Origin of the sequence: Methanofollis sp. UBA420 (assembly GCF_002498315.1) — an archaeon.
Classification (GTDB): domain Archaea; phylum Halobacteriota; class Methanomicrobia; order Methanomicrobiales; family Methanofollaceae; genus Methanofollis.
This window is the reverse complement of the sequence record NZ_DAGX01000002.1, coordinates 803446-827569: the sequence shown is the minus strand read 5'-3', so window position 1 is coordinate 827569 and position 24124 is coordinate 803446. Positions and strand designations below refer to the sequence as shown.

Annotated in this window: 24 protein-coding genes; 9 read left to right on the top strand and 15 right to left on the bottom strand. The window is 63.1% G+C overall.

Annotated elements, in window-relative coordinates; genetic code table 11:
- The first annotated feature begins 10 nt into the window (after positions 1–10).
- On the top strand, positions 11–1480 hold the full coding sequence (locus BP869_RS04040) for a lipopolysaccharide biosynthesis protein (protein WP_342677121.1): 1470 nt from the start codon (positions 11–13) through the stop codon (positions 1478–1480).
- Between the two features lie 14 nt (positions 1481–1494).
- The gene (locus BP869_RS04035) at positions 1495–2676 is read left to right on the top strand and encodes a CapA family protein (RefSeq protein ID WP_342677119.1); all 1182 of its coding nucleotides are present in this window, start codon (positions 1495–1497) and stop codon (positions 2674–2676) included.
- Here BP869_RS04035 and BP869_RS04030 read toward each other — a convergent pair.
- From BP869_RS04030 to BP869_RS04010, 5 genes are all read right to left on the bottom strand, one after another.
- A complete protein-coding gene (locus tag BP869_RS04030; RefSeq protein WP_342677117.1) occupies positions 2664–3584 on the bottom strand; it encodes an SDR family oxidoreductase in 921 nt (306 codons plus the stop codon). The genes BP869_RS04035 and BP869_RS04030 overlap by 13 nt on opposite strands.
- Positions 3585–4270: 686 nt before the next feature.
- Complete coding sequence (locus BP869_RS04025; protein WP_342677115.1) at positions 4271–4660, bottom strand: CS domain-containing protein; 390 nt, start codon at positions 4658–4660, stop codon at positions 4271–4273.
- Positions 4641–5273, bottom strand: coding sequence for an ArsR/SmtB family transcription factor (locus BP869_RS04020; RefSeq protein WP_342677113.1), 633 nt, complete (start codon positions 5271–5273; stop codon positions 4641–4643). The genes BP869_RS04025 and BP869_RS04020 overlap by 20 nt, the downstream gene beginning before the upstream one ends.
- A gap of 44 nt (positions 5274–5317) precedes the next feature.
- A complete protein-coding gene (guaB, locus tag BP869_RS04015; RefSeq protein ID WP_067053271.1) occupies positions 5318–6784 on the bottom strand; it encodes an IMP dehydrogenase in 1467 nt (488 codons plus the stop codon).
- 5 nt (positions 6785–6789) lie between these two features.
- The gene (locus tag BP869_RS04010; RefSeq protein ID WP_067052279.1) at positions 6790–7476 is read right to left on the bottom strand and encodes a (5-formylfuran-3-yl)methyl phosphate synthase; all 687 of its coding nucleotides are present in this window, start codon (positions 7474–7476) and stop codon (positions 6790–6792) included.
- A 44-nt stretch (positions 7477–7520) separates the two neighbouring features.
- On the opposite strand from BP869_RS04010, the gene BP869_RS04005 reads away from it, so the two are divergent.
- Complete coding sequence (locus tag BP869_RS04005; protein ID WP_342677111.1) at positions 7521–8186, top strand: HisA/HisF-related TIM barrel protein; 666 nt, start codon at positions 7521–7523, stop codon at positions 8184–8186.
- The gene (gene tmk / locus BP869_RS04000; protein ID WP_342677109.1) at positions 8177–8773 is read left to right on the top strand and encodes a dTMP kinase; all 597 of its coding nucleotides are present in this window, start codon (positions 8177–8179) and stop codon (positions 8771–8773) included. Before BP869_RS04005 ends, tmk begins: the two co-directional genes overlap by 10 nt.
- 154 nt (positions 8774–8927) lie before the next feature.
- Here the strand turns inward: tmk and BP869_RS03995 are convergent, their stop codons facing one another.
- From BP869_RS03995 to BP869_RS03985, 3 genes are all read right to left on the bottom strand, one after another.
- Positions 8928–9119, bottom strand: a complete 192-nt coding sequence (locus BP869_RS03995) for a hypothetical protein (RefSeq protein ID WP_300165611.1) — start codon at positions 9117–9119, stop codon at positions 8928–8930.
- 724 nt (positions 9120–9843) lie between these two features.
- Positions 9844–11322, bottom strand: a complete 1479-nt coding sequence (locus BP869_RS03990) for a flippase (protein WP_342677107.1) — start codon at positions 11320–11322, stop codon at positions 9844–9846.
- Positions 11323–11472: 150 nt separating this feature from the next.
- The gene (locus BP869_RS03985; protein ID WP_342677105.1) at positions 11473–14064 is read right to left on the bottom strand and encodes a valine--tRNA ligase; all 2592 of its coding nucleotides are present in this window, start codon (positions 14062–14064) and stop codon (positions 11473–11475) included.
- Between the two features lie 116 nt (positions 14065–14180).
- Here BP869_RS03985 and BP869_RS03980 point away from each other — a divergent pair, with 116 nt between their 5' ends.
- Positions 14181–15380 carry a DUF92 domain-containing protein gene (locus BP869_RS03980; RefSeq protein ID WP_342677103.1) on the top strand — a complete coding sequence of 400 codons (1200 nt, stop codon included), beginning with the start codon at positions 14181–14183 and terminating at the stop codon, positions 15378–15380.
- A gap of 664 nt (positions 15381–16044) precedes the next feature.
- On the opposite strand, the gene BP869_RS03975 is transcribed toward BP869_RS03980, so the two are convergent.
- Together BP869_RS03975 and BP869_RS03970 are read right to left on the bottom strand one after the other, a co-directional pair.
- Positions 16045–16893, bottom strand: a complete 849-nt coding sequence (locus BP869_RS03975; RefSeq protein ID WP_342677101.1) for a hypothetical protein — start codon at positions 16891–16893, stop codon at positions 16045–16047.
- Positions 16894–16897: 4 nt separating this feature from the next.
- Positions 16898–17488, bottom strand: a complete 591-nt coding sequence (locus BP869_RS03970; RefSeq protein ID WP_342677099.1) for a pyruvate kinase alpha/beta domain-containing protein — start codon at positions 17486–17488, stop codon at positions 16898–16900.
- Positions 17489–17530: 42 nt separating this feature from the next.
- Between BP869_RS03970 and BP869_RS03965 the strand changes: the two genes are divergently transcribed.
- Both BP869_RS03965 and BP869_RS03960 read left to right on the top strand, forming a co-directional pair.
- On the top strand, positions 17531–18703 hold the full coding sequence (locus tag BP869_RS03965) for a redox-regulated ATPase YchF (RefSeq protein WP_342677097.1): 1173 nt from the start codon (positions 17531–17533) through the stop codon (positions 18701–18703).
- Between the two features lie 72 nt (positions 18704–18775).
- The gene (locus BP869_RS03960; RefSeq protein WP_342677095.1) at positions 18776–19096 is read left to right on the top strand and encodes a hypothetical protein; all 321 of its coding nucleotides are present in this window, start codon (positions 18776–18778) and stop codon (positions 19094–19096) included.
- A gap of 440 nt (positions 19097–19536) precedes the next feature.
- On the opposite strand, the gene BP869_RS03955 is transcribed toward BP869_RS03960, so the two are convergent.
- Both BP869_RS03955 and BP869_RS03950 read right to left on the bottom strand, forming a co-directional pair.
- Positions 19537–20016, bottom strand: coding sequence for a hypothetical protein (locus tag BP869_RS03955; protein ID WP_342677093.1), 480 nt, complete (start codon positions 20014–20016; stop codon positions 19537–19539).
- A 28-nt stretch (positions 20017–20044) separates the two neighbouring features.
- Positions 20045–20377 (bottom strand): hypothetical protein, encoded by a 333-nt coding sequence (locus tag BP869_RS03950; protein WP_342677091.1) that lies wholly within the window; start codon positions 20375–20377, stop codon positions 20045–20047.
- A 57-nt stretch (positions 20378–20434) separates the two neighbouring features.
- Between BP869_RS03950 and BP869_RS03945 the strand changes: the two genes are divergently transcribed.
- Positions 20435–21169 (top strand): metallophosphoesterase, encoded by a 735-nt coding sequence (locus BP869_RS03945; RefSeq protein ID WP_342677089.1) that lies wholly within the window; start codon positions 20435–20437, stop codon positions 21167–21169.
- Here BP869_RS03945 and BP869_RS03940 read toward each other — a convergent pair.
- Genes BP869_RS03940 through larB form a run of 3 tightly spaced genes read right to left on the bottom strand, consistent with a single transcriptional unit; the run spans position 21156 to position 23748 of the window.
- On the bottom strand, positions 21156–22427 hold the full coding sequence (locus BP869_RS03940; protein WP_342677087.1) for a hypothetical protein: 1272 nt from the start codon (positions 22425–22427) through the stop codon (positions 21156–21158). The genes BP869_RS03945 and BP869_RS03940 overlap by 14 nt on opposite strands.
- Positions 22428–22468: 41 nt before the next feature.
- Positions 22469–22975, bottom strand: coding sequence for a nicotinamide-nucleotide adenylyltransferase (locus BP869_RS03935; protein WP_342677085.1), 507 nt, complete (start codon positions 22973–22975; stop codon positions 22469–22471).
- On the bottom strand, positions 22972–23748 hold the full coding sequence (larB, locus tag BP869_RS03930) for a nickel pincer cofactor biosynthesis protein LarB (RefSeq protein WP_342677083.1): 777 nt from the start codon (positions 23746–23748) through the stop codon (positions 22972–22974). The genes BP869_RS03935 and larB overlap by 4 nt, the downstream gene beginning before the upstream one ends.
- A 48-nt stretch (positions 23749–23796) precedes the next feature.
- On the opposite strand from larB, the gene BP869_RS03925 reads away from it, so the two are divergent.
- The gene (locus tag BP869_RS03925; protein ID WP_300166534.1) at positions 23797–24105 is read left to right on the top strand and encodes an ABC transporter permease; all 309 of its coding nucleotides are present in this window, start codon (positions 23797–23799) and stop codon (positions 24103–24105) included.
- Positions 24106–24124: the final 19 nt, after the last annotated feature.

Here is a 24124-nt window from a genome sequence, read left to right as displayed (position 1 = left end):
TCCATACCCCATGTCGCGTTTTGTCACCAATGTCCTGAAACTTGTCTCAGGCAGCGTCATCGCCCAGGCGGCGGGCGTCCTTCTCATCCCGGTCATCAGCCGCCTGTACACCCCTGACGACTTCGGGGTCTTCCAGGTCTTCCTCTCGATCGCCGGGATACTCGCGATCATCTCCTGCTTCTCCTATCACCTTGCCATCATGCTCCCGAGGGAGGACGAAGACGCTGCAAACCTCGCTGTCCTCAGCGTCGTCCTGGTGGTGGCGACATCGGCCGTCAGCGGTGCGGTCCTCCTCATCTTCGCCGAAAATATCGCGGCCGCCCTGAATTTCCCTGCCCTTGCCGGGTATATCGGTCTCATCCCGGTCCTCGTCCTCTTGAATGGCCTCTTCTTTGTCCTGAACTACTGGCTCTCCAGGCGGGAGAAGTTCGGCACCGTGGCAGGGGGCAGGGTGGCGAACTCCCTCGTGAACAAAGGGGTGCAGATCGGGGCTGGCATCGGAGTGGCCTCTCCGCTCGGCCTCATCGGAGGGGCCGTGGCCGGGTACGGCGCCGCCGATATCCTGATGCTTGGCGAGGTCAGGAAGGATCGGCACCTCCTTTCGTCAGTCACCCTGGCGAGGGTCAGGGCACTCGCCGTCAGGTACAGGAAGTTCCCGATCTTCACCTCCTGGTCGACCGCGGCCAACGAGGTCTCCCGCCAGATCTCCCCGATATTCCTCGCCTTCTTCTTCACCCCGGCCATCGTCGGGCTGTACTCCCTCGCATACCAGACGGTGAGTCTCCCCCTCGGCCTCGTCGGCACCGCGGTCTCGCAGGTCTTCTTCCAGAGGGCGAGCGAGGAGAGGAAAAAGACCGGGAAGATCGGCCCCATCGTGCAGGAGGTCCACAGGCGCCTTGTCGCGATCAGCATCTTTCCCATGCTCCTCCTCCTCCTCATCGGCGAGGAAATGTTCGTCTTCTTCCTTGGCCCACAGTGGTATGAGGCCGGTTTCTATGTCAAACTCCTCGTCCCCTGGATCTTTTTCATGTTCGTCTCGTCGCCGTTGACGACCATCTTCAGCGTGCTTGAGAAGCAGGGGGCCGGCCTCGTCTTCGACCTGGTGCTCCTGGCGTCCCGCGTGGTCTCCCTCACCATCGGCGGCATGACCGGGGACCCGGTCATCGCGATCCTCCTCTTCTCCCTGACAGGTGCGTTCTTCTGCGCCTTTATGAACCTCTGGCTCCTGAAACTCGCGGGCCTGGACTATCTCAGGGAGTGCTACCTCTGGTGCGCCGACCTCGCGGTCGGCCTCCTGATTGCAGCGCCCCTGATCGCGGCCAAATTCCTCTCCCTGCCTGCCCTGGCCCTCCTTGCCATTGCCTTTGTCGTGAGCCTCGTCTATTATGCACGGGTCGTTGTACGGGATCCGTTTTTGAAAGGGTGGGTTGCCGGATTTTATCAGGAGATAAAAAGATTCATTAACCAGTCGTCACGATAGGGGGGGTGATATCCATGAGGATCGTATGTACGGGGGATTTCTCGGCAAGCGGCGTTTTTTTTGATCAGGTGCAGGCAGGGGAGGAGATCTTCGATAGTCAGATCAGGGCCCTTTTCCGTGACGCGGACGTCTGCCACATCAACCTCGAAAACCCCATCACCGATGCCCCGCCCAGGCAGAAGGAGAGCGGCGGGGCCAACCTGATGGCCCCCCTGAATACGGCCGGGTACCTGAAGGAGAGACATGTCGGCATCTGTACCCTCGCAAACAACCATATCATGGACAGCGGACGTGCTGGTGTCGAGGAGACGGTCAGGCACCTGGAGGAGAGCGGCATCAGGCACTACGGCCTCGGCGGTTATCCCGAATATCTCATGGTCGGGCATGGCGGGACGAAGGTCGCCCTCATCGCCTCCTGCCACCGGGAGGGCCCCATGTGGGACGGGAGGACGCCGGCCCCCTATTATTTCGACCTCAAAAAGATCCGTGCCCTGATCAGGGAAGTCAGGGAGACCGAAGACCCCGACGCGGTCATCTACAACTACCATGGCGGGACCGAGTACAATATCGTCCCCGAACCGAAAAGACGGGCTTTTTTCCACGAGATCGCCCGTGCCGGGGCCGACCTGGTCATCGGCCACCATGCCCATGCCCCACAGGGCATCGAGACAGTCGACGGGCGGACCATCGTCTATGGCCTTGGAAACTTCTGTTTCGACGTCCCGACCCACCACAATGTCTCGTACACCTGCGACTCGTACTGTCTCGGGGTGGAGATCGAGGACGGCGGCGAGATCGCCCTCACCCGGTATTACTACCATATCGACCTGGAGAAGAGGCTGATCGTCATGGCGAACGACGAAGAGAGGCAGGAGTGTTTCCGGCGGCACCTGCAGGTCTTCGACTCGGAGGAGCAGTACAGGCAGGCGTGGTATAAGGACGCGTTCAGGGTCTACTGCACGAACCGCTTCCCGAATGTCTCCCGGTCCTCGGCGGCCGCAGGGCAGACGGGTGGGAACGGGAACTCGATCGAAAAAGGTGCGGTCTTCAGGAAGATGCGGGAGAGGGGGATGGGCAGCGTCCCCGCGGCGGCGATCAGGACGGTGGTGTCTGACCTGAGGCACGAAAGCCTGCGGCCCTTCTTTTTCGGCGCGATCCGCCACCTCATCAGGGAGAAGGCCGGTCACAACCGCTGAGGGCCTGCCGCCCGGATCGTCCGGGCAAGGCCGTCCTCAAGCCCCCACTCGGGCGCCCACCCGAGGATCTCCCGCGCCCGTTCGATGTCGGCGCACGAGTGCCTGATATCGCCTGCCCGCGCCTCCGCGTGCCTGACCTCCACCGTCCTGCCCGCGGCCCGCATCATCGTCTCTGCAAGGGCGTTCAGGGTGGTCGTGCGGCCGCGGGCGATGTTGAAGACTCCTTCGGCGCCGCCCTCCATGGCGCGGAGGTTGGCCCTGACGACGTCGGCGACATAGACGAAGTCCCGCGTCTGCTCGCCGTCGCCATAGATGGTGATCGGTTTGCCCGCGAGAATGCGGTCTGCAAAGATTGAGATCACCCCCGAGTACGGGGAGGAGGGGTCCTGCCGCGGGCCGAAGACGTTGAAGTACCGCAGGCAGACGGCCTGCAGGCCGTACAGCCGCGAGAAGGAGGCGGCATAGTGTTCGCCCGCAAGTTTGGAGACGGCGTATGGCGAGAGGGGTTCGGGGAGCATCCCCTCTCTCTTCGGGAGTTCGGGGCTCTCGCCGTAGACGGCAGAGGAGGAGGCGAGGACCACCTTCCGCACGCCGGCGTCCCGTGCCGCGAGGAGGACGTTCAGGGTGCCGGTGAGGTTCGCCTCGTGGGTGGCGAGGGGGTCGGCGACAGACTTCGGCACCGAGGCGATCGCCGCCTGGTGGAAGACGCCGTCGGCACCGGCGAATATCTCCTGCAGGAGGGGGAGGTCGGCCACGCTCCCTTCCACGAGAGTGACGTCGAAACCCCTGAGGTTCTCAGGGTGGCCTGTCGAGAAGTCGTCGATGACGACGACCTCGTGCCTGTCTCTGAGTGCCTCGGCGATATGGGAGCCGATAAATCCTGCGCCGCCGGTGACGATATATTTCATCGGGAGGTGATGGGGCGCCTGATGACATAGAGGTGACGGTTGGTGTGCCGCCGTCCTTGCCGGGGAGCTGCCGCTCGAAGGTCTTTGACCCTTGGCAGGTCGGAGATCTGCCCTAACAGGATATTTCCATATCCTGTGTTCTCTAACTCACTTCATTCGCACCCGCCATTAGGGTCGAGGGGGATTGGTATTCTTTCCAGAGGATCTACTGCTCTGTCTTCCCCGGTCCAATCCTGAGCGGGGACGACCGAAGGGAGTCGGGAAAATCTTTGATTTTCGAGGTCTGGGGGCGTAGTCCCCTGGTGGGCGGTATTGGGAAGGCGGTGGATCGTCATCTTGTCCGGGGGACTACCGCTCGAAAAACTACGTTTTTCTCATGCTCGCTGACGCTCGCAGCCCCCGTCAGCGAAAACCTTCGGTCAACGACAAAGCATAGATTTGCCAGAACAGGAAAATCTTCGATTTTCCCGTATTTCTCGAATTCCCTAACGCTCGTTTCCCCCGGTACAGGATAGAGGGTAGATGGCAATCTCCCTCTCAAGATGTCCTGTCCTGCTTTCCCCGTCTGATCCTAATTCAGAGGATGACAGAATGGAGACACGAACGTTTGTGACTTTCGAGCCCGTCCCCCGGTACCCTCTTTGAAAAAGCGGACCCTCTCCCAGAATAAAAAAATAAAAAAAGTTTCAGGCCGTTTTCCCGGCCTTCCTGCAGACGACGTCGAGGATGCCGTTGTTGACCGAGTACGAACTCCCTTCCCCGTCGATGTCGGCCTCCAGGTCAATCGTCTCCGTCGCATCGCCGACCGTCAACGTCACCTCGCGGGGCCCGAACTCGGCCGCGACCTCTGCCTCCGGCGGGACCTCTGCCGTGACATAGACGCAGTCCTCGCCCTCGACCACCTCGTAGTCGATGCCGTCGTCGTCCTCGGGCATCTCCTCCTCCCGGTGCGGCGCCCCGCCGCCGGCGATGATCGTGCACCCGATGATCCGCGGCGGTTCGCCGCCTTCGGCCGTCATCTCGCCGAGGATCTTTGCCAGGCTCTTGAAAATTTCGTCATAAGGGTTGTTCGGCATAGGAAACACGCAGCATATACTCTTTCCCGTTCTGTTCCACGATCCCTTTTCCGATAAGGTCTTCGAGCATCGCTTCCACCGGTTCGGCTTCGAGACCGGTGTACTCTTCGAGATCCTGCAGGGTGAGGGTACAGTGGGCAAGGGCCAGCACCAGGTCCATCTCGGTCTCGTTCGAGAGGATCTCCCTGCTGTACTTCACCACATCATTCATCTTGACCTCGATGTCCCGCTCGATCTCTTCGAGGTTTGCGATGAGACTGTCCCGCGTGCGGAGCATCCTGGTGAGCATGAAGAGTGCGGTGAGATATTTCGCCCCCCTGCTCTCTCCTGGCCGGGGAAAAGGGCCCGTCTCGTTCCCCTCAAGCCTGACATCGACCCTGATCTCACGTACCAGACAATAATACTTCCGCCGACGGTCGTCGTGGAACGAAGAGAGGATCTCCTCCTGCTCCATCATCTGCAGATGTTCGATCACCGCCTTCGGCGAGATCATCAGTTTGTCCGAGATCTCGGTGACAAAGCAGGGCTTAAGCCTGAGAAGATCGATGATCCGCCTCCTGTTCCTGTTCCCGAGGATATCAAGGAGGCGGGAGACTTCACCGTTATCGAGCATCCTTACCAGATGTTAGTGTTCATAAAATATAAATGGGGATGATATCAGCTCATCAGCCGGTAGTTCGGGGCCTCGTCGGTGATGAGGATGTTGTGCGGGTGGGACTCGCCCATCCCGGCCGCCGTGATCCTGACAAACATCCCCTTCGTCCTGAGGTCCTCGATCGTCGCCGACCCCGTGTAGCCCATCGCCGACTTGAGGCCGCCGACGAGCTGGTACACGACATCGGAGACATTCCCGACATAGGGGATCGCCCCTTCCACGCCCTCGGGGACGTACTTGGTCCTGCCTATCCCCTTCTTCTGGAAGTACCGGTCCGAGGACTCGCCGCCGCTCATGACGCCGAGTGACCCCATACCGCGGTACTGCTTGTACTTCCGGCCCTGCATGGCGATCACACGACCCGGTGCCTCGTCTGTCCCGGCAAGAAGACTGCCCATCATCACGCAGTTTGCGCCCGCGGCGATCGCCTTGGCGATATCGCCCGAGTACCGGACGCCGCCGTCCGCGATGACCGGGATGCCGAGAGGCCCTGCCACGTCGGCGACGCTGCTGATCGCCGAGACCTGCGGGACACCGACGCCTGCCACGATCCTGGTCGTGCAGATCGAGCCCGGCCCGATCCCGACCTTGAGGCCGTCGACGGTGTCGGAGAGTTCGGAGGCCGCCGCCGCAGTGGCGATGTTCCCCGCGACGATGTCGGCCTTTGCGCTCGCCTTGATCTCGCGCACCGCCTTCACCACATGGAGGTTATGGCCGTGGGCGCAGTCCACCACGATCGCGTCCACCCCGGCCTCGTCGAGCATCATCGCCCTCTCGAAGTCGAAGGGGCCGACAGCCGCGGCGACCCTGAGGCTCCCGTCCGCGTCCCTGTTTGCCAGGGGATAGGCGCGCTTCTCCAGGATGTCCTGCATCGTGATGATGCCGAGCAGTCTCCCGTCGCCGTTGGTGACCGGCAGGCGCTCGACCTTGCTCGAGTACATCGTCTCCAGCGCCGTTTCGGCGGTGACGTCCTCGCGGGCCGTGATCGGCGCCGTCGTCATGATCGAGCGGACCGCCTCTTTGCCCCGGCGGTGGACGATCGCCCTGATGTCGCGGCGCGAGATGATCCCGACAAGGTGGTTCTTCTCGATGACCGGCACCCCGCCGATGCCGTGCTTGTTCATCAGTTCCTCCACCTCGGAGAGGGTGGCGTCAGGCCCGACAGAGAGCACCTCGCGCTCGATCAGATCTTCCGCACGCTTCACCCGGCTGACCATCTCCACTTCCCGCTCAGGCTTCATGTTCCGGTGGATCACGCCGATGCCGCCGAGGCGGGCAAGGGCGATGGCCATCTCCGACTCGGTCACCGTGTCCATCGCGGACGAGACGATCGGGATATTCAGGGGAATGTTCTTCGAGAAGATTGCGTGGACATCGGCCTCGCTCGGTTCGACAAGGGACGCCGCCGGGACAAGGAGGACGTCGTCGAAGGTGAGGGCCGTGGGCACGTTCAGTTTTTCGGCATACATCATGCTCACCTGATCATGGCAAGTGCCTTTTCCACCAGTTCAGGGCGGATGGCATCGGTCCGGTCACCGCCGCAGACCATGCCGCGCACCCCGATGATCTCGGGGTCGATGGTCTTGAGGGTGGTGAGGTCTTCAAATTTCAGCGAACCTGCAAGGGCCGTCGCCACCCCGAGGCTGCGGTTCTGTTCGGTAAAGGTGGCAAGGGCGTCCGCATCCATGAACGAGAAGGTGCTCTTTCCGTCTTTCCTGCCGGTGTCGATCATGGCGACGTCGGCGCCTGCTTCGGCTGCCGCTTCGGCGGCGACGAAGGGAGAGATCGTGCCGAGCCTCTCGTAATCGGAATATGCGGCGATAACGACGGTTTTCTCCGGGAATTCGTCCTTAACTGCTTTCACAACGGCCCTGCTCAGTTCGTAGGCTTTATCCCTGCCGTCGAACATGAGCCCGACCTTGATATAGTCAGCACCAGCGCACGCAGCCCCGTATGCTGCAAGGGCTGCGCCTCCAGGTTTGTAATCAAAATCGCCTATGGCAGCACTGACCGGTTTTTCCGCCATCTCCTTGATCCCCCGGATCACCCAGGGGAAGTTGGCGCCGAGCGATCCTTCGGACGGTTTTTTCACGTCGATGATGTCGGCTGCGAGTGCGGATTGGGCCTCCTCAATACTGCTAGGGCTGACCAATAATCGCATAGGAATTAATGATCTTTAATCCTAATAGTGATTGCGTTGAAGTCATGGAATGTATTCTTGCAATGGACCTGAAAGGCGGTTCTGTCGTCCATGGGGCGAAGGGGGAGCGGGAGACCTATGCCCCTCTCACATGGGGTCTGGCGCGCTCGGCCGAGCCTGTCGCCTACTGCGAGGACCTCGCACCGAAGTACCTCTATATCGCGGACCTTGACCGTATCGAGGGCGTTGGCGATCACGAAAATGTGATCCGGCGTCTTGCCGATATGGTGGATCGGTGCTATGTCGACAGGGGGTGCCGCGGCCCGGCCGACCTGATGGGCGGCGTCGTCAATGTCGTCGGGACAGAGACTGCAGGGGAGGACCTCGCACGTTATCCTGGCTCTTTCCTCTCTGTCGACGTGAAGGGCGGGCTGGTGATCCCGTCGGGAGAGGCCCCGGTCGCCGTGCTGAAGAGGGCAGCTGACCTCCCCTTTGCCGGGTGCATCCTTCTGAATGTCGGGGGCGTCGGGACGGGCTGCGGCCTGCCTGCCGACCTCGAAGAGATCCGGGCCGCCTATCCGGGCCGCCTCCTCTGGGGCGGGGGCGTCGCCGGGGTGCGCGACCTCGACGTCATTGAGGGCGCGGGGTTCGACGGCGCCATCGTGGCAACGGGCGTGCACAGGGGGACGATCCCCCGCGCATGGGTGGAGGAGGGGCGGACATGCTCGTGACCGTCGAGGGGATCGACGGGAGCGGGAAGAGCACGCTCGTCGCCGGCCTTGCCGGCGCCCTTGCCGACCTCGGTCCCGTGGTCACCCGCGAGCCCGGCGCCACCTGGGTGGGCGAGGCGGTGCGGCGCGCGATCGCCGAGAACCGCGACCCCGTCACCGAGTGCCTCCTCTTTGTCGCCGACCATGCCGCCCACCTCACCCATGTCGTCAGGCCGGCCCTTGAGGAGGGGAAAATTGTCATCTCCGACAGGTACTCGGACTCCCGGTACGCGTACCAGGCGGTGACACTGCAGGGGACGATGCCCGACCCCGAAGGATGGCTGCGGGCCGTCCACGCCCCCTTCACCGTCGTCCCCGATCTCACCTTCCTCTGCGTCCTCCCGGTGGAGGCGGCGGTCACGCGGCTCAAGGAGCACAAGGAGCACTTCGAGGAGGCTGCGGTTCTCGCCGCCGTCCAGGCAAACTATCTCCAGTTTGCGGAGGCCGAGCCCGAACGCTTCGTCCTCGTCGATGCGATGCTCGAAAAAGAGGCGGTGCTGGACTTTGTCGCCGCCGAGATCAGGCGGCGGGCCGGGTCACGGCGATAGCCCTTCCAGGATCTCGCCGACCCTTTTTTTGAGGAAAGATCATCAGGATAGGAGAGGGATGGCAATCTCCCATCGGGATTTCGTATTCTGTCTTCCCGGGGCTTATCCTGATTTTGGCGGGGGACCCGCGCTTGTCTCATGAGATATGTGGAGGTTATTCCTCCCGGTCTGTCTCCTCGTCGTCCTCCGGTTCCTCTGTATATTCCGACGTCTGCATTCCGAGGAGGACGAGGACGATGCCGATGAGGGCGAGGAGGCCGCTCACCGTGAGGTTGGCCGTGAGAAACCAGAGGGCAGCGGCCGCGACGAGGCAGGCAAGTCCCACATAGAGCGCTTCACGCGGCATTACGTCCCCTCTGTTTTTTGTCTGTACATACAGGATCGTCCCTTTCCGGGATGATAGAGGTTGCGGGGTTTTCAGTCCCCGATAGGATACCGGACTCGGCCATGGTCTCGTGATGCCCCTCATGCTATCTTTTTCAGCAGTATCTCTCTGAAGGGCGATGATACCCCGGTGATGAGATCATGAAGACCTTCACGGCTGTGCTCTCTGGAGAAGATGACATGTACCCGGATGCCCGGAAGTGGGCACCGTCGGTCAGGGAGAGACGGGGGAAGAGTCGGTAGCAAACCTCAAGGAAGCCACGGAGTTGTATCTTGCCGAAGCCTCACACCTCTGGCGTGAGGCTCGTGCACTCGGTGACAGGTGCACAGATTTTCCGTTAGAAGAGAGAAGAAGGCCCATCATCACGATATTTGAGGTGGCCGGTGGTGCCCGGGGCGTAAGCCGATCTCCGGCGAGACGGTGATAAAATCTTCTCAAAAGAGTATGGTTTCACCGTAAGCGGCCAGGCCGGGAGTCATGTACGTCTCTCAAAAGAGACGCCAGCAGGAAAAGTGGAGGCCTTCGTCTCTTTGCACAGCATGAAAACCTGGCCCAAGCATACGCGAGTGAACATTCTTGTGGATCTCCGAGGTATGAAACCCCCGGCGCAAAGATTACGGGAAAAATTTTCTGATCTAGGGCGGCAAATCCGATCCTCACGCCTTTTCACGCACTCCCCCGATATTCACAGCCACCGCGGCCAGGGCACCCCGAGCTGCACGACGAGGTCGCGGAGTTCGTCGTGGATGCTACGATCAGCCTTCATGAGCACAAGTCCATACACAATCCCGCCGAGGGCGACGGCGGCGAGGACGACGAAGACGTTTGTGAGGGGGATGACAGTCCGGTACAGGATGAGCACGAGGGCCATCGCTCCCGCGGCGAGGAGGATGTGAAGGACCGGGCCGCGTTCGAGACGCACCGTGATCTGTTTTGAAAGATAGTGACGAGCGATGGTGGCGTTGACGACCATCGTTACGAGGGTGGCGACCGCCGCCCCCTCGATCCCGAGGATGGGGATGAGGGCGAGATCGAGGACGACGTTCACGACCGCCGCGGTGCCGGTGGCATAGAAGGACTCCCTGGGGCGGTCGATGGCACTGAGCGTCATCGTCTGAAGGTACATGAAGACATTGATCACCTGCACGAGGAGGAGGATGCCGAGCACCGCTGCCCCTTCGGCAAAGCCCGCACCATAGAAGAAGTAGAGGAGGCGGTCGCCGAGGACCCAGCCGCCGACCGCGACCGGGACCGCGAGGAGGAGGGAGTAGGTGAAGGCGCGCGAGAGGGAATTGGCGATCCAGGCCGGGTGCCGGTCGGCGTGCCAGCGGCTGATTTTTGGGTAGAGGGTCGTGCGGAGCGCCGTGGTGGTGAAGGCCGCGGCGGCGGTGAACTGGAAGGCGATCTGGTAGACACTGACGTCGGCATCGGTCATGAAGTAGCCGACCAGGATCGTGTCGGCGTACGAGAAGATGATCACGCCGCTCGACGCGAGGAAGATCCAGAATGAGAAGGTGCTGAGGTTTCTGAGGTGGCGCCTTGTGAACCATGCCGGTCTGAGAGAGAGGAACCTGAGGTTGAAAAGGCCACCAACGAAAAGACCGGCGACGAACCCGCCGACAAGTCCGGCGACACCATACCCGAAGAAGACGGCGACCACCTGGAGAAGAATTTTTACCAGATTGTTCAGGAAACCTCCGCTCTGGTTCACGCCGACCTTCCCTTCTCCATAGACCCCATTTCCCGTGACGCCGGTGAAGACCCCGATAAACAGCGCAAGCACCAGCCAGAATACTATCCCTTCGCCCTGGAGGGCGTCGATGAACGGTCGGATGGCAAGGAGTGCGGTCACCGAGAGCGCAAGGAGAAGAACTCTCAGTACGAGAAAGGCCGTAAAGTATTCGTTCCGTTCGCTCCCGGCTGAGATCCGTTTGACCGCCGCGCCGCCAAACCCTCCGTCGCCGATGAGATTGAAGATCCCATAGTACGCGAGAAAGAGAGCGTAAGGGCCATATGCGGCCTTCCCGAGCACATGGGTGAAGTACATCGTGGCAGCAAAACCGGCCGCGGTAAGGCCGACCGTAGAGGCGAGACTGATCAGACCCTGCCGCCGGACCGGGTCGATGTTCATGATGCGGGAGAGGGAGCGGGCTTGAGAAACCACAGTTTGATTGTATAGGGAGTGTCTCAATAATAATTCGGCTCTGAGGAGCGTGATCAAAAGACTCCCGGGTCTGAGATCTGATCCGACACGAGAAGAGCAATTCTCCTGATCCGCGTCCATCACGGATCAACAGCACAAAAAAGTGAGGGCTCAGTCACGCCGCAGCGTGACGGTGACCTCGCCGAGAGTGAGAACGTCCACGGCCTCGCCCTCCACCTGGTAGGTGAAGGTCGGGGTGAAGGCGTTCTCCGGGACTGCCACCTCCTCGCCGTCGATGACGACGGTTGCCGGGGGGGTGACGATCTGCTCTGCTGGCAGGGCCTCGACTGCCGCCATGAAAGCCTTTGCCTGCTTGCGGAGGGCCGGACCGATCACTGCCTTGTTGAACTCGACGCCAGCCACCGCCTTCTCCAGCTTCGGCTCGCCTGTCTTCCAGGCGACCGTCGCATTCAGGGCCCGCGCCACGTCGCCGCAGTCGTCGATGGACTCAGGGGCATAGATGTTCATCCTGCCGAAGGGGGCGTTCAGGGCAAGGCCGAGGTCGTGCTTGTACCGCCTGAGTTCGGCCGTCAGCGCGACCACGTGGTCGCCGAGCCCCTCTGCCTCTGTGTCCGCGAAGGCGAGGTCGACCCACGGCTGTTTCAGGACAGAGCCCTCCCTGAACTGGGCCCAGCACTCCTCGGCGAAGTGCGGGGTGTAGGGGGCGAGCATCTTGCAGAGGGCGTCCATCGTGATCGCAAGGGCGCGGCAGGCGCTCGCACGCTCGGGGGCGTCGGAGTAGAGCCGTCCTTTCACGAGCTCGATATAGTCGTCCGCCAGGATGTTCTTCGTGAAGTCCCGGATCGCCTTGAGGCCCTGGTCGAACTGGCAGGTCTCCAGGGCGTCAGTCACCTCGGCAGTTGTCTCCGTCAGTTTTGCCAGGAGCCAGCGGTCCAGGAGCTCGGTCACCGGTGTGTCGTCGGGGACACCCTCGCGTTCGAGCTGGGTGAGCACGAAGCGGACGATATTCCACATCTTCGTCTGGAACCGGGACGCGGCGACGACATCGTTCCAGTTGAACATGATGTCCTGGCCGGTGGCCCCGCCCATCGCGCCCCACTGGCGGAAGGCGTCGGCGCCGTACTCCTTGAGGATATCCTCGGGCGGGATGATGTTGTTCCGGCTCTTGGACATCTTGAAACCGTCCTCGCCGAGGACCATGCCGTTCACCAAGATCTGGTCCCAGGGCCTCTGGCCGGTGAGGGCGACCGCCCTCAGGATCGTGTAGAAGGCCCAGGTCCTGATGATGTCGTGGCCCTGCGGGCGGATCTGCGCCGGGAAGAGTGCGGGCGTGCCGCTCCCGTCCCAGCCGGTGACATTCAGCACCGAGATCGAGGAGTCCATCCAGGTGTCCAGGACGTCGTGCTCGCCGACGAACTCCTCTGACCCGCACTTCGGGCAGGGGTGCTTCGGCCTGTCCACCGTCGGGTCGATGGGCAGGTCGGCCTCATCGGGGAGAACGATCTCGCCGCACTTCGCGCAGGACCAGACCGGGATCGGGGTGGCGAAGATCCGCTGCCTGGAGATGCACCAGTCCCAGTCCATCGACTCGACCCAGTTCTCCAGGCGGGTGAACATGTGTTCGGGGTACCATGTCACCTCTTTTGCGGCCTTCATGATCTCTTCGGGCTTGATCCTGACGAACCACTGCCTCTCGGAGAGGATCTCGATCGGGGTCTTGCACCTCCAGCAGGTGCCGACCCTCTGCTCGATCGTCTCCTGCTTTTTGAGGATACCCTGCTTCTCCATCTCGGCGAGGACCGCCTCGCGGCACTCCTTCGTGTTCATGCCCTCGTACGGGCCGCAGATCGCGGTCATCCGGCCCTTCCGGTCGATGGCCTTCCTCAGGGGGAGGTCGTACTGCTTCCACCAGTGGACATCCTGCTTGTCGCCGAAGGTACAGATCATCACCGCGCCCGACCCGAAGGACGGGTCGACGGCCTCGTCCCTGATCACCGGCACCTCGTGGCCGAAGAGGGGGACCGTCAGGTGCTTTCCTGTGAGGGCCGTGTAGCGCTCGTCGTCAGGGTGGACGGCGACGGCGACGCAGGCCGCGAGGAGTTCGGGCCTGGTGGTTGCGATCTCCAGGCCGTCGAAGTCGAAGTAGTTGAGTTTTGTCTCACGCTCTTCGTACGAGACCTCGGCAAAGGCGATCGCCGTCTCGCAGCGCGTGCAGAAGTTCACCGGGTGCTCGCTCTGGTAGATGTAGCCCGCCTTCAGCATCCGCAGGAAGGAGAGCTGCGTCTTCCCGAAATATTTCGGGAGCATCGTGATGTACTCGTTGCTCCAGTCGGTCGAGAACCCGCAGCGCCGCAGGGTGGCGCGCATCTTCTCGATGTTGCTGAGGGTGAGGTCCCGGCACATCCGGCGGAACTCCTCCCTGGAGACGTCGTTCTTGGTGATGCCGTGGATCTCCTCGACCTTGACCTCGGTGGGCAGGCCGTGGCAGTCCCAGCCCTGCGGGAACATTACGTTGTAGCCCCGCATACGCTTGTACCGTGCAATGAAGTCGATATAGCACCAGTTGAGGGCGTTTCCTATGTGGAAGTTGCCTGTCGGGTAGGGTGGGGGCGTGTCGATGATGAACCGCGGCTTTGTCGAGGTGCGGTCAAAGTAGTTGTCCTCGTCGCGCCAGGTGCGCTGCCACCGTTCCTCCACTTCCCGGAAATCATAGGTCTTTGGGATCGTATGCGAGGATGACATCTTCCCTTACTATTGGTTTCCAAGTTTTTAAATCAATATATGGGTCGCCGAATAGAGTCGGCACGCCCGCCCCTGACTGGAAAGTTCATCTCTTCCCGGTTCCAATAAAAAACTGAATGCATCAGGAGACTGGGCCTGCGCTCGCTGCGGTCCTTGCCGTACTCGGGATTCTGGTAGCCCCGCATATACAGCCCGCGTGGCTCCTTTCCCTCATCGTCGTCCTGGTTTCCGGGGTTCTCCTCCTGATCCGCGGGACGAAGTTTGTCGCCGTCTCGATCATCGTCACCGCGGTGCTCTATGGCCTCGGCCTCCTCTCCCTCGCTGTCTTTGCCTCGACGCTGGCGATCGTCGTCCCCGGCGAGTACGCCTTCCGGGTCACCGGGGGAGGGCCGCGCTCCTATATCCCGTATTTCCTGACCGGGTGCGCGGGAGGACTTCTGGCCATGTACTATGTGGGGGTCTTCTCCCCGCTGACCGTCCTCATCGGTGTCCTTGTCGCCGTGCTCCTCCGCGCCGCCCTCACGGGCAGGGAGGACGCCTTGATGATCGAGGCCCTGGGCGTGGCGATGGCCCAGCAACTCTTCTACGAGATCGGCTATATCGTGGACCTGTGGGTGCTTGCCGTGGCGGCGCTCATCGGCCTGACCTTTGGGTACTTCGCCTACCGCCTGAAGACCGCCGACCTTTCCGGCCTCTTCTCCGGTGCGATCATCGGTCTCCTCCTCATCGTCTTTGCCGATGTCCGCTGGTTCTTCATCATGCTCGTCTTCTTCATCCTGGGCTCCGCGGCGACGAAGTTCAAGTACCGCGAGAAGGACGCCCTGGGCGTGGCGCAGTCCCATGGCGGGGTGCGCGGTTACTTCAATGTCTTTGCAAACGGCCTTGTCGCCACGGCCGGGGCGGTGCTCTTCGGCATCACCGGGCACGAGGCCTTCATCGCCCTCTTCCTGGGGAGCGTCGCCTCCGCGGCGGCTGACACCGTCGCCTCTGAGATCGGGGTGATGGGCGGCGACCCGTACCTGATCACCACCCTGGAGCGGGTGCCGCCGGGCACGAACGGCGGGGTGACGATCCTCGGCGAGGTCGTGGCCACCGGTGCGGCTGTCGTCGTCTCCCTCGCCGCCCTCCTCCTCGGCGTCGCCTCCCTCCCCATCGCCGCCGTCGGGGTCGTCGCCGGTTTCATCGGCACGAACGTGGACAGCGTCGTCGGGGCGACCCTGGAGAACAGGGGGGTCTTCGGGAATGCGGGCACGAACCTCGCCGCCACCCTGGCAGGCGGCGTGGCGGCATTTTTGCTCGCGTTTATGGTGGTCTAGGCTTTTGGATGGCGGGAACTGCTGCTCTCTCTTCTTTCTCAGGGCCGGACAACTAAAAATAGGGACGAAGTGGTTACTCATCCCTCAATTCTCTGAATCTCTTCCCCCTACCAATCCTAAAGAGAGGGTTCGGGGTGATGAAAATCACGGTCTGTGTCTGAAGGGAATGCAGTGAATAGGTGCTCTCCACCGGGGGACTACAGCGAAGGTCTTCGCCCCCTGGCAGATCGGAGATCTGCCGGAACAGGAAGATCTTCGATCTTCCGTGCGTTGCACATCGAAGATGTGCGTGAACAGGGAAATGCTTTGCATTTCCCGTATTCTCGACTCCCTTCGGTCGTCACTCGAAAATCAGAAATTTTCTTGTGCTCACTCCGTTCGCAGCCCGCTCAGGATAGGCGGGGACATGACAATCTTCCTCCCTCGGATCTCCTGTTCACTCTTCCCCGGACCAATCTTAGGTCGGGGGTTCGGGGGCGTTAGTCCCCCGGCCTGTGTTCAGGGAAGGCAATAGATCGTCGCTCTTTCTCGGGTTACATCGCTCGAAAGCCTCCGTCATCTCATGAACCCTGACTCTCGCATCCCTCATCTCGGATAGTGAACGTCTTCCCGCCCCGAAGAAACGGCGGAAAAAACCCGCCCCGAAAAAAAGAGTGATACTCTTTCAGTACCTGTACCACCGGCCCTTCTCGTCGTACTCGCCCACGACCTTCTCCTCCTCGGCCTCCCTGATGTGTCGGGAATAGAAGGCAGCCTTGAAGGCGAGGGCGAAGGGGACGAAGACGGCGATGAAGAGGGCGTAGACGAGGGCGGTCGCCCAGACGCCGTCGGGCCCGAGGATGGCGGCGAACTCTGCCTGGGTCGCGGTGGCATTGACGGCGTCAAAGGCGAAGGTCTCGCCGCTCTCGACGATCGGTGCGAGTTTATCGTAGAGCAGGGCTGTCAGGAGGAAGAGCGCTGCAAAGCCCATGCCGATGAATGCCGCGATGTTCGCCGCATAGAAGAGGAGCACGTTCCAGAGGTCGGTGAAGACCAGGGCCGCGCTCCTCTGGATGGAGGCGAAGACGCCGAGTTCCTCCGTCACCGCCGCGGCGTCGTAGAAGTACGCGAAGAAGGCGAAGGAGAGGGCCACTCCCATGACCGCCGAGCTGATCGCCCCGACTGCGCTCTCGCCGGTGAAGAGGGCGACCGGGGCGGCGAGGAGGAGGAGGGTCACGGCGGCCGCAAAGACGAGGACGATGGCCGGGAGGAGGACCCTGAAGTAGCCCTTCTTCCCTTCCTCCAGGAAGGCGGCGAGGCTCCCGTCCTTCCTGTGCATCGCCCCGAGGGCCCCCGCGACAAAGAAGGGGAGGACGAGGAGGCCGAAGAGGAGGACCTTCCCGGCAAAGAACGTCTCCCCCGAGAACTCCAGCATGAGGTCGATACCGAAGGCCGCGCCCATGATGATCCCGGTCGTCCAGACCAGGGGGACCCTGATAAGGAGGCTGAACGCCTCCTGCAATGACCCGAACACCCGATCACCGGTTCCTGGGCATGGCGACGATCTCGCGCACCTGGAGGTCGAAGAAGGCCGCGGTGTGGGCCGGCCTGATCACGCAGACCGTGTCCGCGCCCGTCGCCGTCCCGCCGACTGCCACAACCTCCTCGTCCACCCTGACCGCGCCCTGGTCCGCGGCGATGAGGCAGCACTCGACGGCCACTTTCAGGCCGACGGCGACGGTCCGGCGGAGGGACTCGGCGATCGCCTCGGTCCGCGACGCGCCCCCGAGTTTCGGCGACCGGGAGATCGCGCGCTCAAGACCGGAGAGGACGTGCGTCCCGGTGACGACCGCGGCCCCTGCCGCCCTGAGGGTCTCCGCGGCCGCCTGGTCGAACTCCCAGACGCCCGGTGCGGAGAAGCCGACGGCATGGGTCACCACCACCAGGCGAAGGCCGGTCCCCTTCATCGCCTGGAGGAAGGCGAGGGCCGTCTTTCCGGTGCAACTCGCCACGATGACGGTGCCGATCCCCTCCTCGCGTGCGCGCTCAACCGCGAAGCGGGCGGCGTCCTCCGTGTTCGCCGCGCCCGGTGCGTCGAAATAATAGGTATTCCTCGTGCTGTATCCCATGGTACCAGATTAATAAGAGTGCAAACGTAAAAGAGAATTGTTATGATTACGCTAGCATTGGCCGGAAAACCAAACTGCGGCAAATCCACATTTTTTAAGGCCGCAACCATGGCGCAGGTCGAGATCGCCAACTATCCCTTCACCACCATCGACGCGAACCACGGCGTCGCCTATGTGCGCACCACCTGCCCGTGCAAGACGCTTGGCATCGAGGGCTGCACCCAGTGCCACGACGGCGTGCGCTTCGTGCCTGTCGCCTTCGTCGACGTCGCCGGGCTCGTCCCCGACGCCCACAAGGGCAGGGGCCTTGGCAACCAGTTCCTGGACAACCTCAGGGAGGCCGACGCCATCCTCCATGTGGTGGACGCGAGCGGCGCCACCGACGCCGAGGGCAACCCTGTCGAGCCCGGCAGCCACGATCCACGGGGTGACGTCACCTTCCTGAAGTTCGAGATGACGATGTGGGTCCACGGCATCCTGGCCAAACACTGGGCCCGTCTCCAGAGGCAGGCGCAGCAGAAGACCTTCGACGCCTACGAGGGGGTCGCCGGCGTGCTCGCGGGCCTCGGCATCACCTACGAGGAGGTCAAGGAGGTCGCCGCCGAACTCGACCTCGACCTGCGCCGGGCGAGCGAGGAGGAACTCGTCCCTCTCTGCGAGCGTCTGCTTGAGATGACCAAGCCTGTCATCTTTGTCGCGAACAAGATGGACATGGCCCCGGACGCGCTCATCGACGAGATGAAGGAGATGGGCGGCATCCCGACGAGCGCGGCGGCCGAACTCGCCCTGCGGATGGCGGCAGACGGCGGCTTCATCACCTATCTCCCGGGCGACACCTCCTTCGCCATCAAGCCCGACGCGAAGCTCAGCACCCCGCAGAGGGCGGCCCTCGAAAAGCTGCAGGGACTCGTGGAAAAATACGAAGGCACCGGCGTCCAGCGAGCACTCAACAGGGCGGTCTTCGACCTCCTCGACCAGATCGTCGTCTACCCGGTGGAGGACGAGCACCGCTTCACCGACAAGCAGGGCCGCGTCCTCCCCGACGCCTTCCTGATGAAGAAGGGCTCGACCCCGAAGGACCTCGCCTTCCGCGTCCACACCGAGATCGGCGAGGGCTTCCTGTATGCCGTCGATGCGAAGACAGGCATGCGGATCAAGGAGAGCACGGAACTGAAGGACGGCGACATCATCAAGATCGTGAGCACCAGGAAGTGAGGGGCCTCCCCTTCCCCTCTTCCCCGGAACAAAACAGATACCTTTTTGATATGCAAGGGGGAACTTTCACCTATGGGCGGCGAGGTCTACCAGGCGCAGGTGTTGCGGAACTTTTTCGACACCATCACCGGACCTGACAGGAACCTCACCCGGATATTCATGTGCGTCGTCTCCCTGGCGAAGCTGCGGATGGAGCCGCCGGAGACGATGGCGCGCCTCATGGACCAGTTGAAGAAGAGCCAGCAGCACCGCGAACTCTCGGTGGACGTCCTCGACTACATGTGCTCGTGCGCGAGCGAGATCGACCTCGTCTCCGTCCAGACTGCCTTCGGCGTGAAGGAGGTCAGGGAGATCGCGGAGTCCTTCGACGGCATCTCGATCGACTCGTTCTGAGGGTAGAGTCATTCCTGAAATCTTTTTTGACTCTGGAGAACTCCTTCTCTGGAGCGCCTGCGCCGGGGGACTACTTCGAAGACCTGAAGGTCTTCTCGACTCCCTCCGGTCGTCTCCCGGATAGGGGTGCGATGGTATTTTCTCTCCTCAGGATATCCTGTTCGCTCTTCCCCCGTCCAATCCTGAATATGGGGGTCCGGGGGCAGCGAGCGTCAGCGAGCTTGAGGACACAGGAGATCGGAGCTCTCCTGAGCAGGCACATCTTTGATGTGCCATGAGCCGAAGGCTTTCGAAGAGCCCCCGGTGGAGGGTCTGGGGAAGGCAGGGGATCCCATACTCTCTGCCATCTGGATCAAGAGAGATAAAGCGATACGCGGAGACTCTAAAAAACGATCTGGGGCCGCACAGAGACCCCACGAAAAAGAAGCGCCTTCAGCAGCTCAGAGATTCAACTGCTTTGCATAGGAGGCGAGGATCTGGATGGGAAAACCCCGGTGCTCGTCGAGCGCCTGCTCGTCGTCGGGCGACGAGATGAGCCCTGCCGCATAGAGGAGGAGGAGGGCGTTGTCCAGGGTGTACGATACCGCGTCCTCGACCTGGTCGGCCGGGAGGTCCATCGCGAGGAGCGGCCTGTCGTCCCCGGAGAATGCCGGCATCCCCTCCGAGACGGCGACCTGAGCCTGCAGGTCGGAGGCACGCTTCTTCAGGATTTCGAGCGCCGTGGCGACGGCCGCCGGGGCCTCCCTCTTCGCAAGCCTCTGCAGTGCCGTATCGGCCCGCGTCACCGCGATCCCGTACAGCCCGACCTTGAAACTGAGGAGGGCCGAGGCGATGGCGTGTCCGGTCGTCTCGTCCAGGCCCGCGAGCCGCGGCCCGACTCTCTCGATATATGCCTCCAGGTACCTTTCTGCCCGTCCCATATCCGTCTCCTCCTTTCTGCACTGATATTTATTTCCTGAGCCTCACCGCGAGGAAGGTGATGGTGGCGGCGAAGAGCACCTGCATCACCGGCCCGGTGGAAAAATCGCCGATAACAAAGATGATCACCGCAAAAACCGGCGCCATCAGGGATACAAGGTCTTTTTTCTCGGTGGAGTAGGCGATCGCCCCGAGGATGAACGCGGCGATGATGCACGCCACCCGCCCGACCGTCCAGAAGGGGTGGGTGACGAGCATCTGGTCGCCCGCGGCGACGATGGCGAGGGTCGATACCAGTATCCCGCCGAACGAAACCAGAGGCACGGCAAGCCATGCCCTGCTGTCAAACCCATGCCACGACATATATCCCATCAGATCTATGCGCCGCACATTTAAAAGGGAGGTGGCGGAGATCATAGTGTGGCGGTTCTTGTCTTTTCCGATGTCCATGCCGATGCGGAAGCGCTCTCCCGCGTCCTCGCCCTGCGGGAGGAACCGGCATTCACGCGGCTCTTCGGCCGGGTCGACACCGTCGTGAACCTCGGCGACCTCCTCGGTCGCGGCTACGCCCCGATCGAGACCCTGCGCCTGGTGGAGCGCCTCGCCGGGGACGTCACCCTCGTCTCCCTCATGGGCAACCACGACCACGCCTGCATCCACGGCATACCGGTGAGCGGCAGCGACGCGAGGAGCGAGACGGCCCACCGCCGCCTGAACGGGTCCCCCCACCTCGACGCCCTCTCCCGCCTCCCTGTCGAGGCGGTGCTCGACGCCACCCTCTTCGTCCACGGCGGCCCCCTCCGCCTCGGCGACGTCCTCACCGAGCAGCCCTTCTGGCAGCGCCTCTCCCGCGTGCCAGGCCCGAGTTTTGCGGGCTACCACTACACGTCGCAGATGGCCTTTGCCGAACTGGAACGCCGCGGCCTCTCCCACCTCTGCTGCGGCCACCAGCACGTCCCCCTCTGCTGCCAGAAAAAGGACGGCCGTATCGTCTCCGTCCCCCTGAGGCCCGAACCCCTCCCCGGCCTGCCCGTCGCGGGGGCCTGCATCGACCTCTCCGTGCCGACCATCACGCGGCTCGGTGCCTGCACCGGAGAGAACCCGGAGTGTGCCGTCACCGACTTCCGCCGCTTCTGGTATCTCAGGCTAGAGTGACGGGCCGGCCCGCCACCGCGGCGAGAGCCTCCTCCAGGCGGTGCAGGCGGTCTGCCTCCCCGTCTGCAAGGGCCCTCTTCCGCGCCTCCGCGCTTGCGAGCGCCTGCCTGTCTCTCTCCTTCTCTGCCTCCGCGCTCGCGATCGCTTCTTCGAGTCTCTGCGCCTCGCCGAGGGCGGTGCAGGCCCGCACCCTCTCCTCCGCGGCGGCGACCCTCTCCCGCACCCCGTCGAGGGCGGCGATCCGCGCGTCCATCTCCTTCGCGGCCGCCCCCGCGTCCGCGAAGAGTGCCAGGTCGTCCTTTCCTTTCAGGACCAGGTCGCCCCCTGCGATCTGCCTCTGCACGACCCCTGCCGCGGCCTCGACGAGGGGGAGAATCTCCTCGCGGCCCGCGTCAAGCGGCCGGTCCAGGAGCGCGGTGCAGGCTTCGAGGGTGCGGAGGTCCTGCTGCGCACGGGCACGCCCCGCGACCCGCTCCGCCTTCCTCATCACCCGCGCCGCCTGGGCCGCCGTGTTCGTGAGGTCCTGTACGGCCCCTTCCTCCTCCTTTTTCAGTCCGGCAAGCCTCTCCTGCTCGGTCATGCAGGCGGCATAGTCCTGGCCCGCCGTGAGCGCCCGGAGTCTCTCCCCGTCCCTGGCGATCGCCGGGTCGGCCGCCTCCAGCCTTTTCCTGAGCGCCCCGATCTCCGCGTCGAGATTCTCAGTCTCTGTCCCCGCCTCCGTGACCGCGGCAAGGCCCGCGCGGGCGGCGCCGATCCGCGCCGTCGTCGCCTGTGCCTCCTTCACCAGGCCGGTGAGGGTGTTGATCTCCCGGCCGATATCCCGGGTGACCCCCCTGACCTCCTTCATCTCCTCCGGGAATACGGCGGCGAGGTATCTCCCCTGCCCCTTCTGGGCCTTCAGGAGGCCGGTGAGGAGTTCGGCGGCCGCCGCATAGAACCCGTCCGCATCGTCAGGGAGGGGATGGGCGGCCTGCTGCTCCATCGCGGCGATGAAGGCCGGGAGAGAGCGGTCTGTCACGCTCTTCAGTTTCGGGTGGACGTCCTCCCGCCCCTCGGCGTCCTTCAGCGTTGCGAGGAGACGGTCGAGGTCCTCCAGCGAGGCCGAGACAGCCGTCCTGCACCTTCCTGTCGCCTCCTCCAGGCCGGCCTCGACCTCCTCATCCCGTGCGTCGAGCCACCCCCCCGCCCTGTCGACGGTGAGCGTGAGACTCTCCTCTACCTCTTTCTTTGAAAAAAGACCCTTGAGAAAGCGGAACATCACCGATCTATCGGTGGCCCGCTATAAAGGGTTTCAGGCACTCAGTCCGAGCAGGCGATCTGCTTGATCCGGTCGACCCCGTGGATCTGGTCGATGACGTCGGCGACACTCTCCGGCACGAGACTGCGCCAGTCCTCGTCCGCCGCCATCCGCCGCCTGATCTCGGTGCCCGAGAGGGTGTCGCGCATGTACATCGGCAGGGTCTGCACCTTCATGCCGCCCTCGGAGAAGAGCCTGATCACCAGGGGGTTGTTCGAGTAGACGACGTCGAAGTACGGCGTCATCGAGTAGACGTGCGAGACCCAGAGGGCGTTCCTGCGGAGGTCCTCGATCGGGATCGCATAGAAGGGGATGCCGATCTCCTCCAGGGCCGCCGCGATCATCATCACCCTCTCGCCCGCGGTGAAGGGGTTCTCGACCTCGTGGGAGAGCTGGGCGCTCCCGACGCCGATGACGATCTCGTCGACCAGGGGGGCGATCCTCGATATCACCGAGTGGTGGCCGTTGTGGTACGGCTGGAACCGCCCGATGTAGAAGGCACGCGTCATGGCCGCCCCGCAAGGGACGCGATGAGCGCGGCGTGCGCCCCGGCCACGAAGCCCGCGTCGATGTTCACGACGGTCAGCACGGAGCAGGACTGGAGCATGCTCGCGAGTGCCGCCTGACCCTGGCCCATGAAACCGTAGCCTGTCGAGACAGGGACGCCGATCACCGGCCTGTCCACGAGCCCTGCGACGACGGCGGGAAGAGTCCCCTCCCGCCCCGCGGCGACGACATAGACGTGCGCCCCGGCAAGGTCCTTCAGGGCCGGGAAGAGGCGGTGGACCCCGGCCGCGCCGACGTCGTAGGCTGTCCGCACCTCGCAGCCCATCTCCTCGGCGACGACACGCGCCTCCTCCGCCACCGTGATGTCGGCCGTCCCCGCGGTGAGGATGGCGACGATCCCGCCGTTCTTCTCGGGCTGTCCTCCCTTCGAGAGGACGACCGCCTGCGCCCGCTCCTCGTGCCTGAACGCGAGGCCGGCCGCCTCAGCCGCGGTCCGCACCGCCTCAGCCTGCTCGGGGGAGACCCGCGTGGCGAGACAGCGCCCTGCAGCGTCGGCATGCCTGAGCATGATCGCCACCAGGTCGGCCGTCTCCTTTCCCTCCGCGAGCACCGCCTCGGGGATGCCGCACCGCACCTCCCGCCCGAGGTCGATCCTGGCGAGTTCCCCCACCTTCTCGACCCTCAGCCCCGATATCCTGTCAATGGTATCGTCGAGGGAGATCCTGCCGGCGGCGTACGCGGCAAGCACCTCTCTCAGGATAGTGTCCGCAGTCATGGTCCAATAGTAAAATATGGGTGCGGGGATAATAAATCACCCACGGTAATGACCTATCTTGTCTACGTGGCCGCCTTCGGCACTGCGGCGACGTTCTTCCTCTGGCTGCGGGACGCCCGGATCTTTTATCGGACCGCCCTCCCCGGCTACAGGCAGGCGGCGTACAGGGGCGTGCTCTACTCGGCCCTCGCCCTCTTCGGGTCCCTGATGGCCCTGACAAACCCGGACCTCGAGTTCCTCGCTCTCGGCGCGGTCCTCCTCGCCCTGTACCTCCAGGGGCGCGTGCCGCGGGAGAAGGTCTGGACAGGCGGGGAGAGCGCCGCGACGCGCTTTTTCGGGAATGTTCCCCGCAGGTAAGATAAGGTCTGAAACGCAA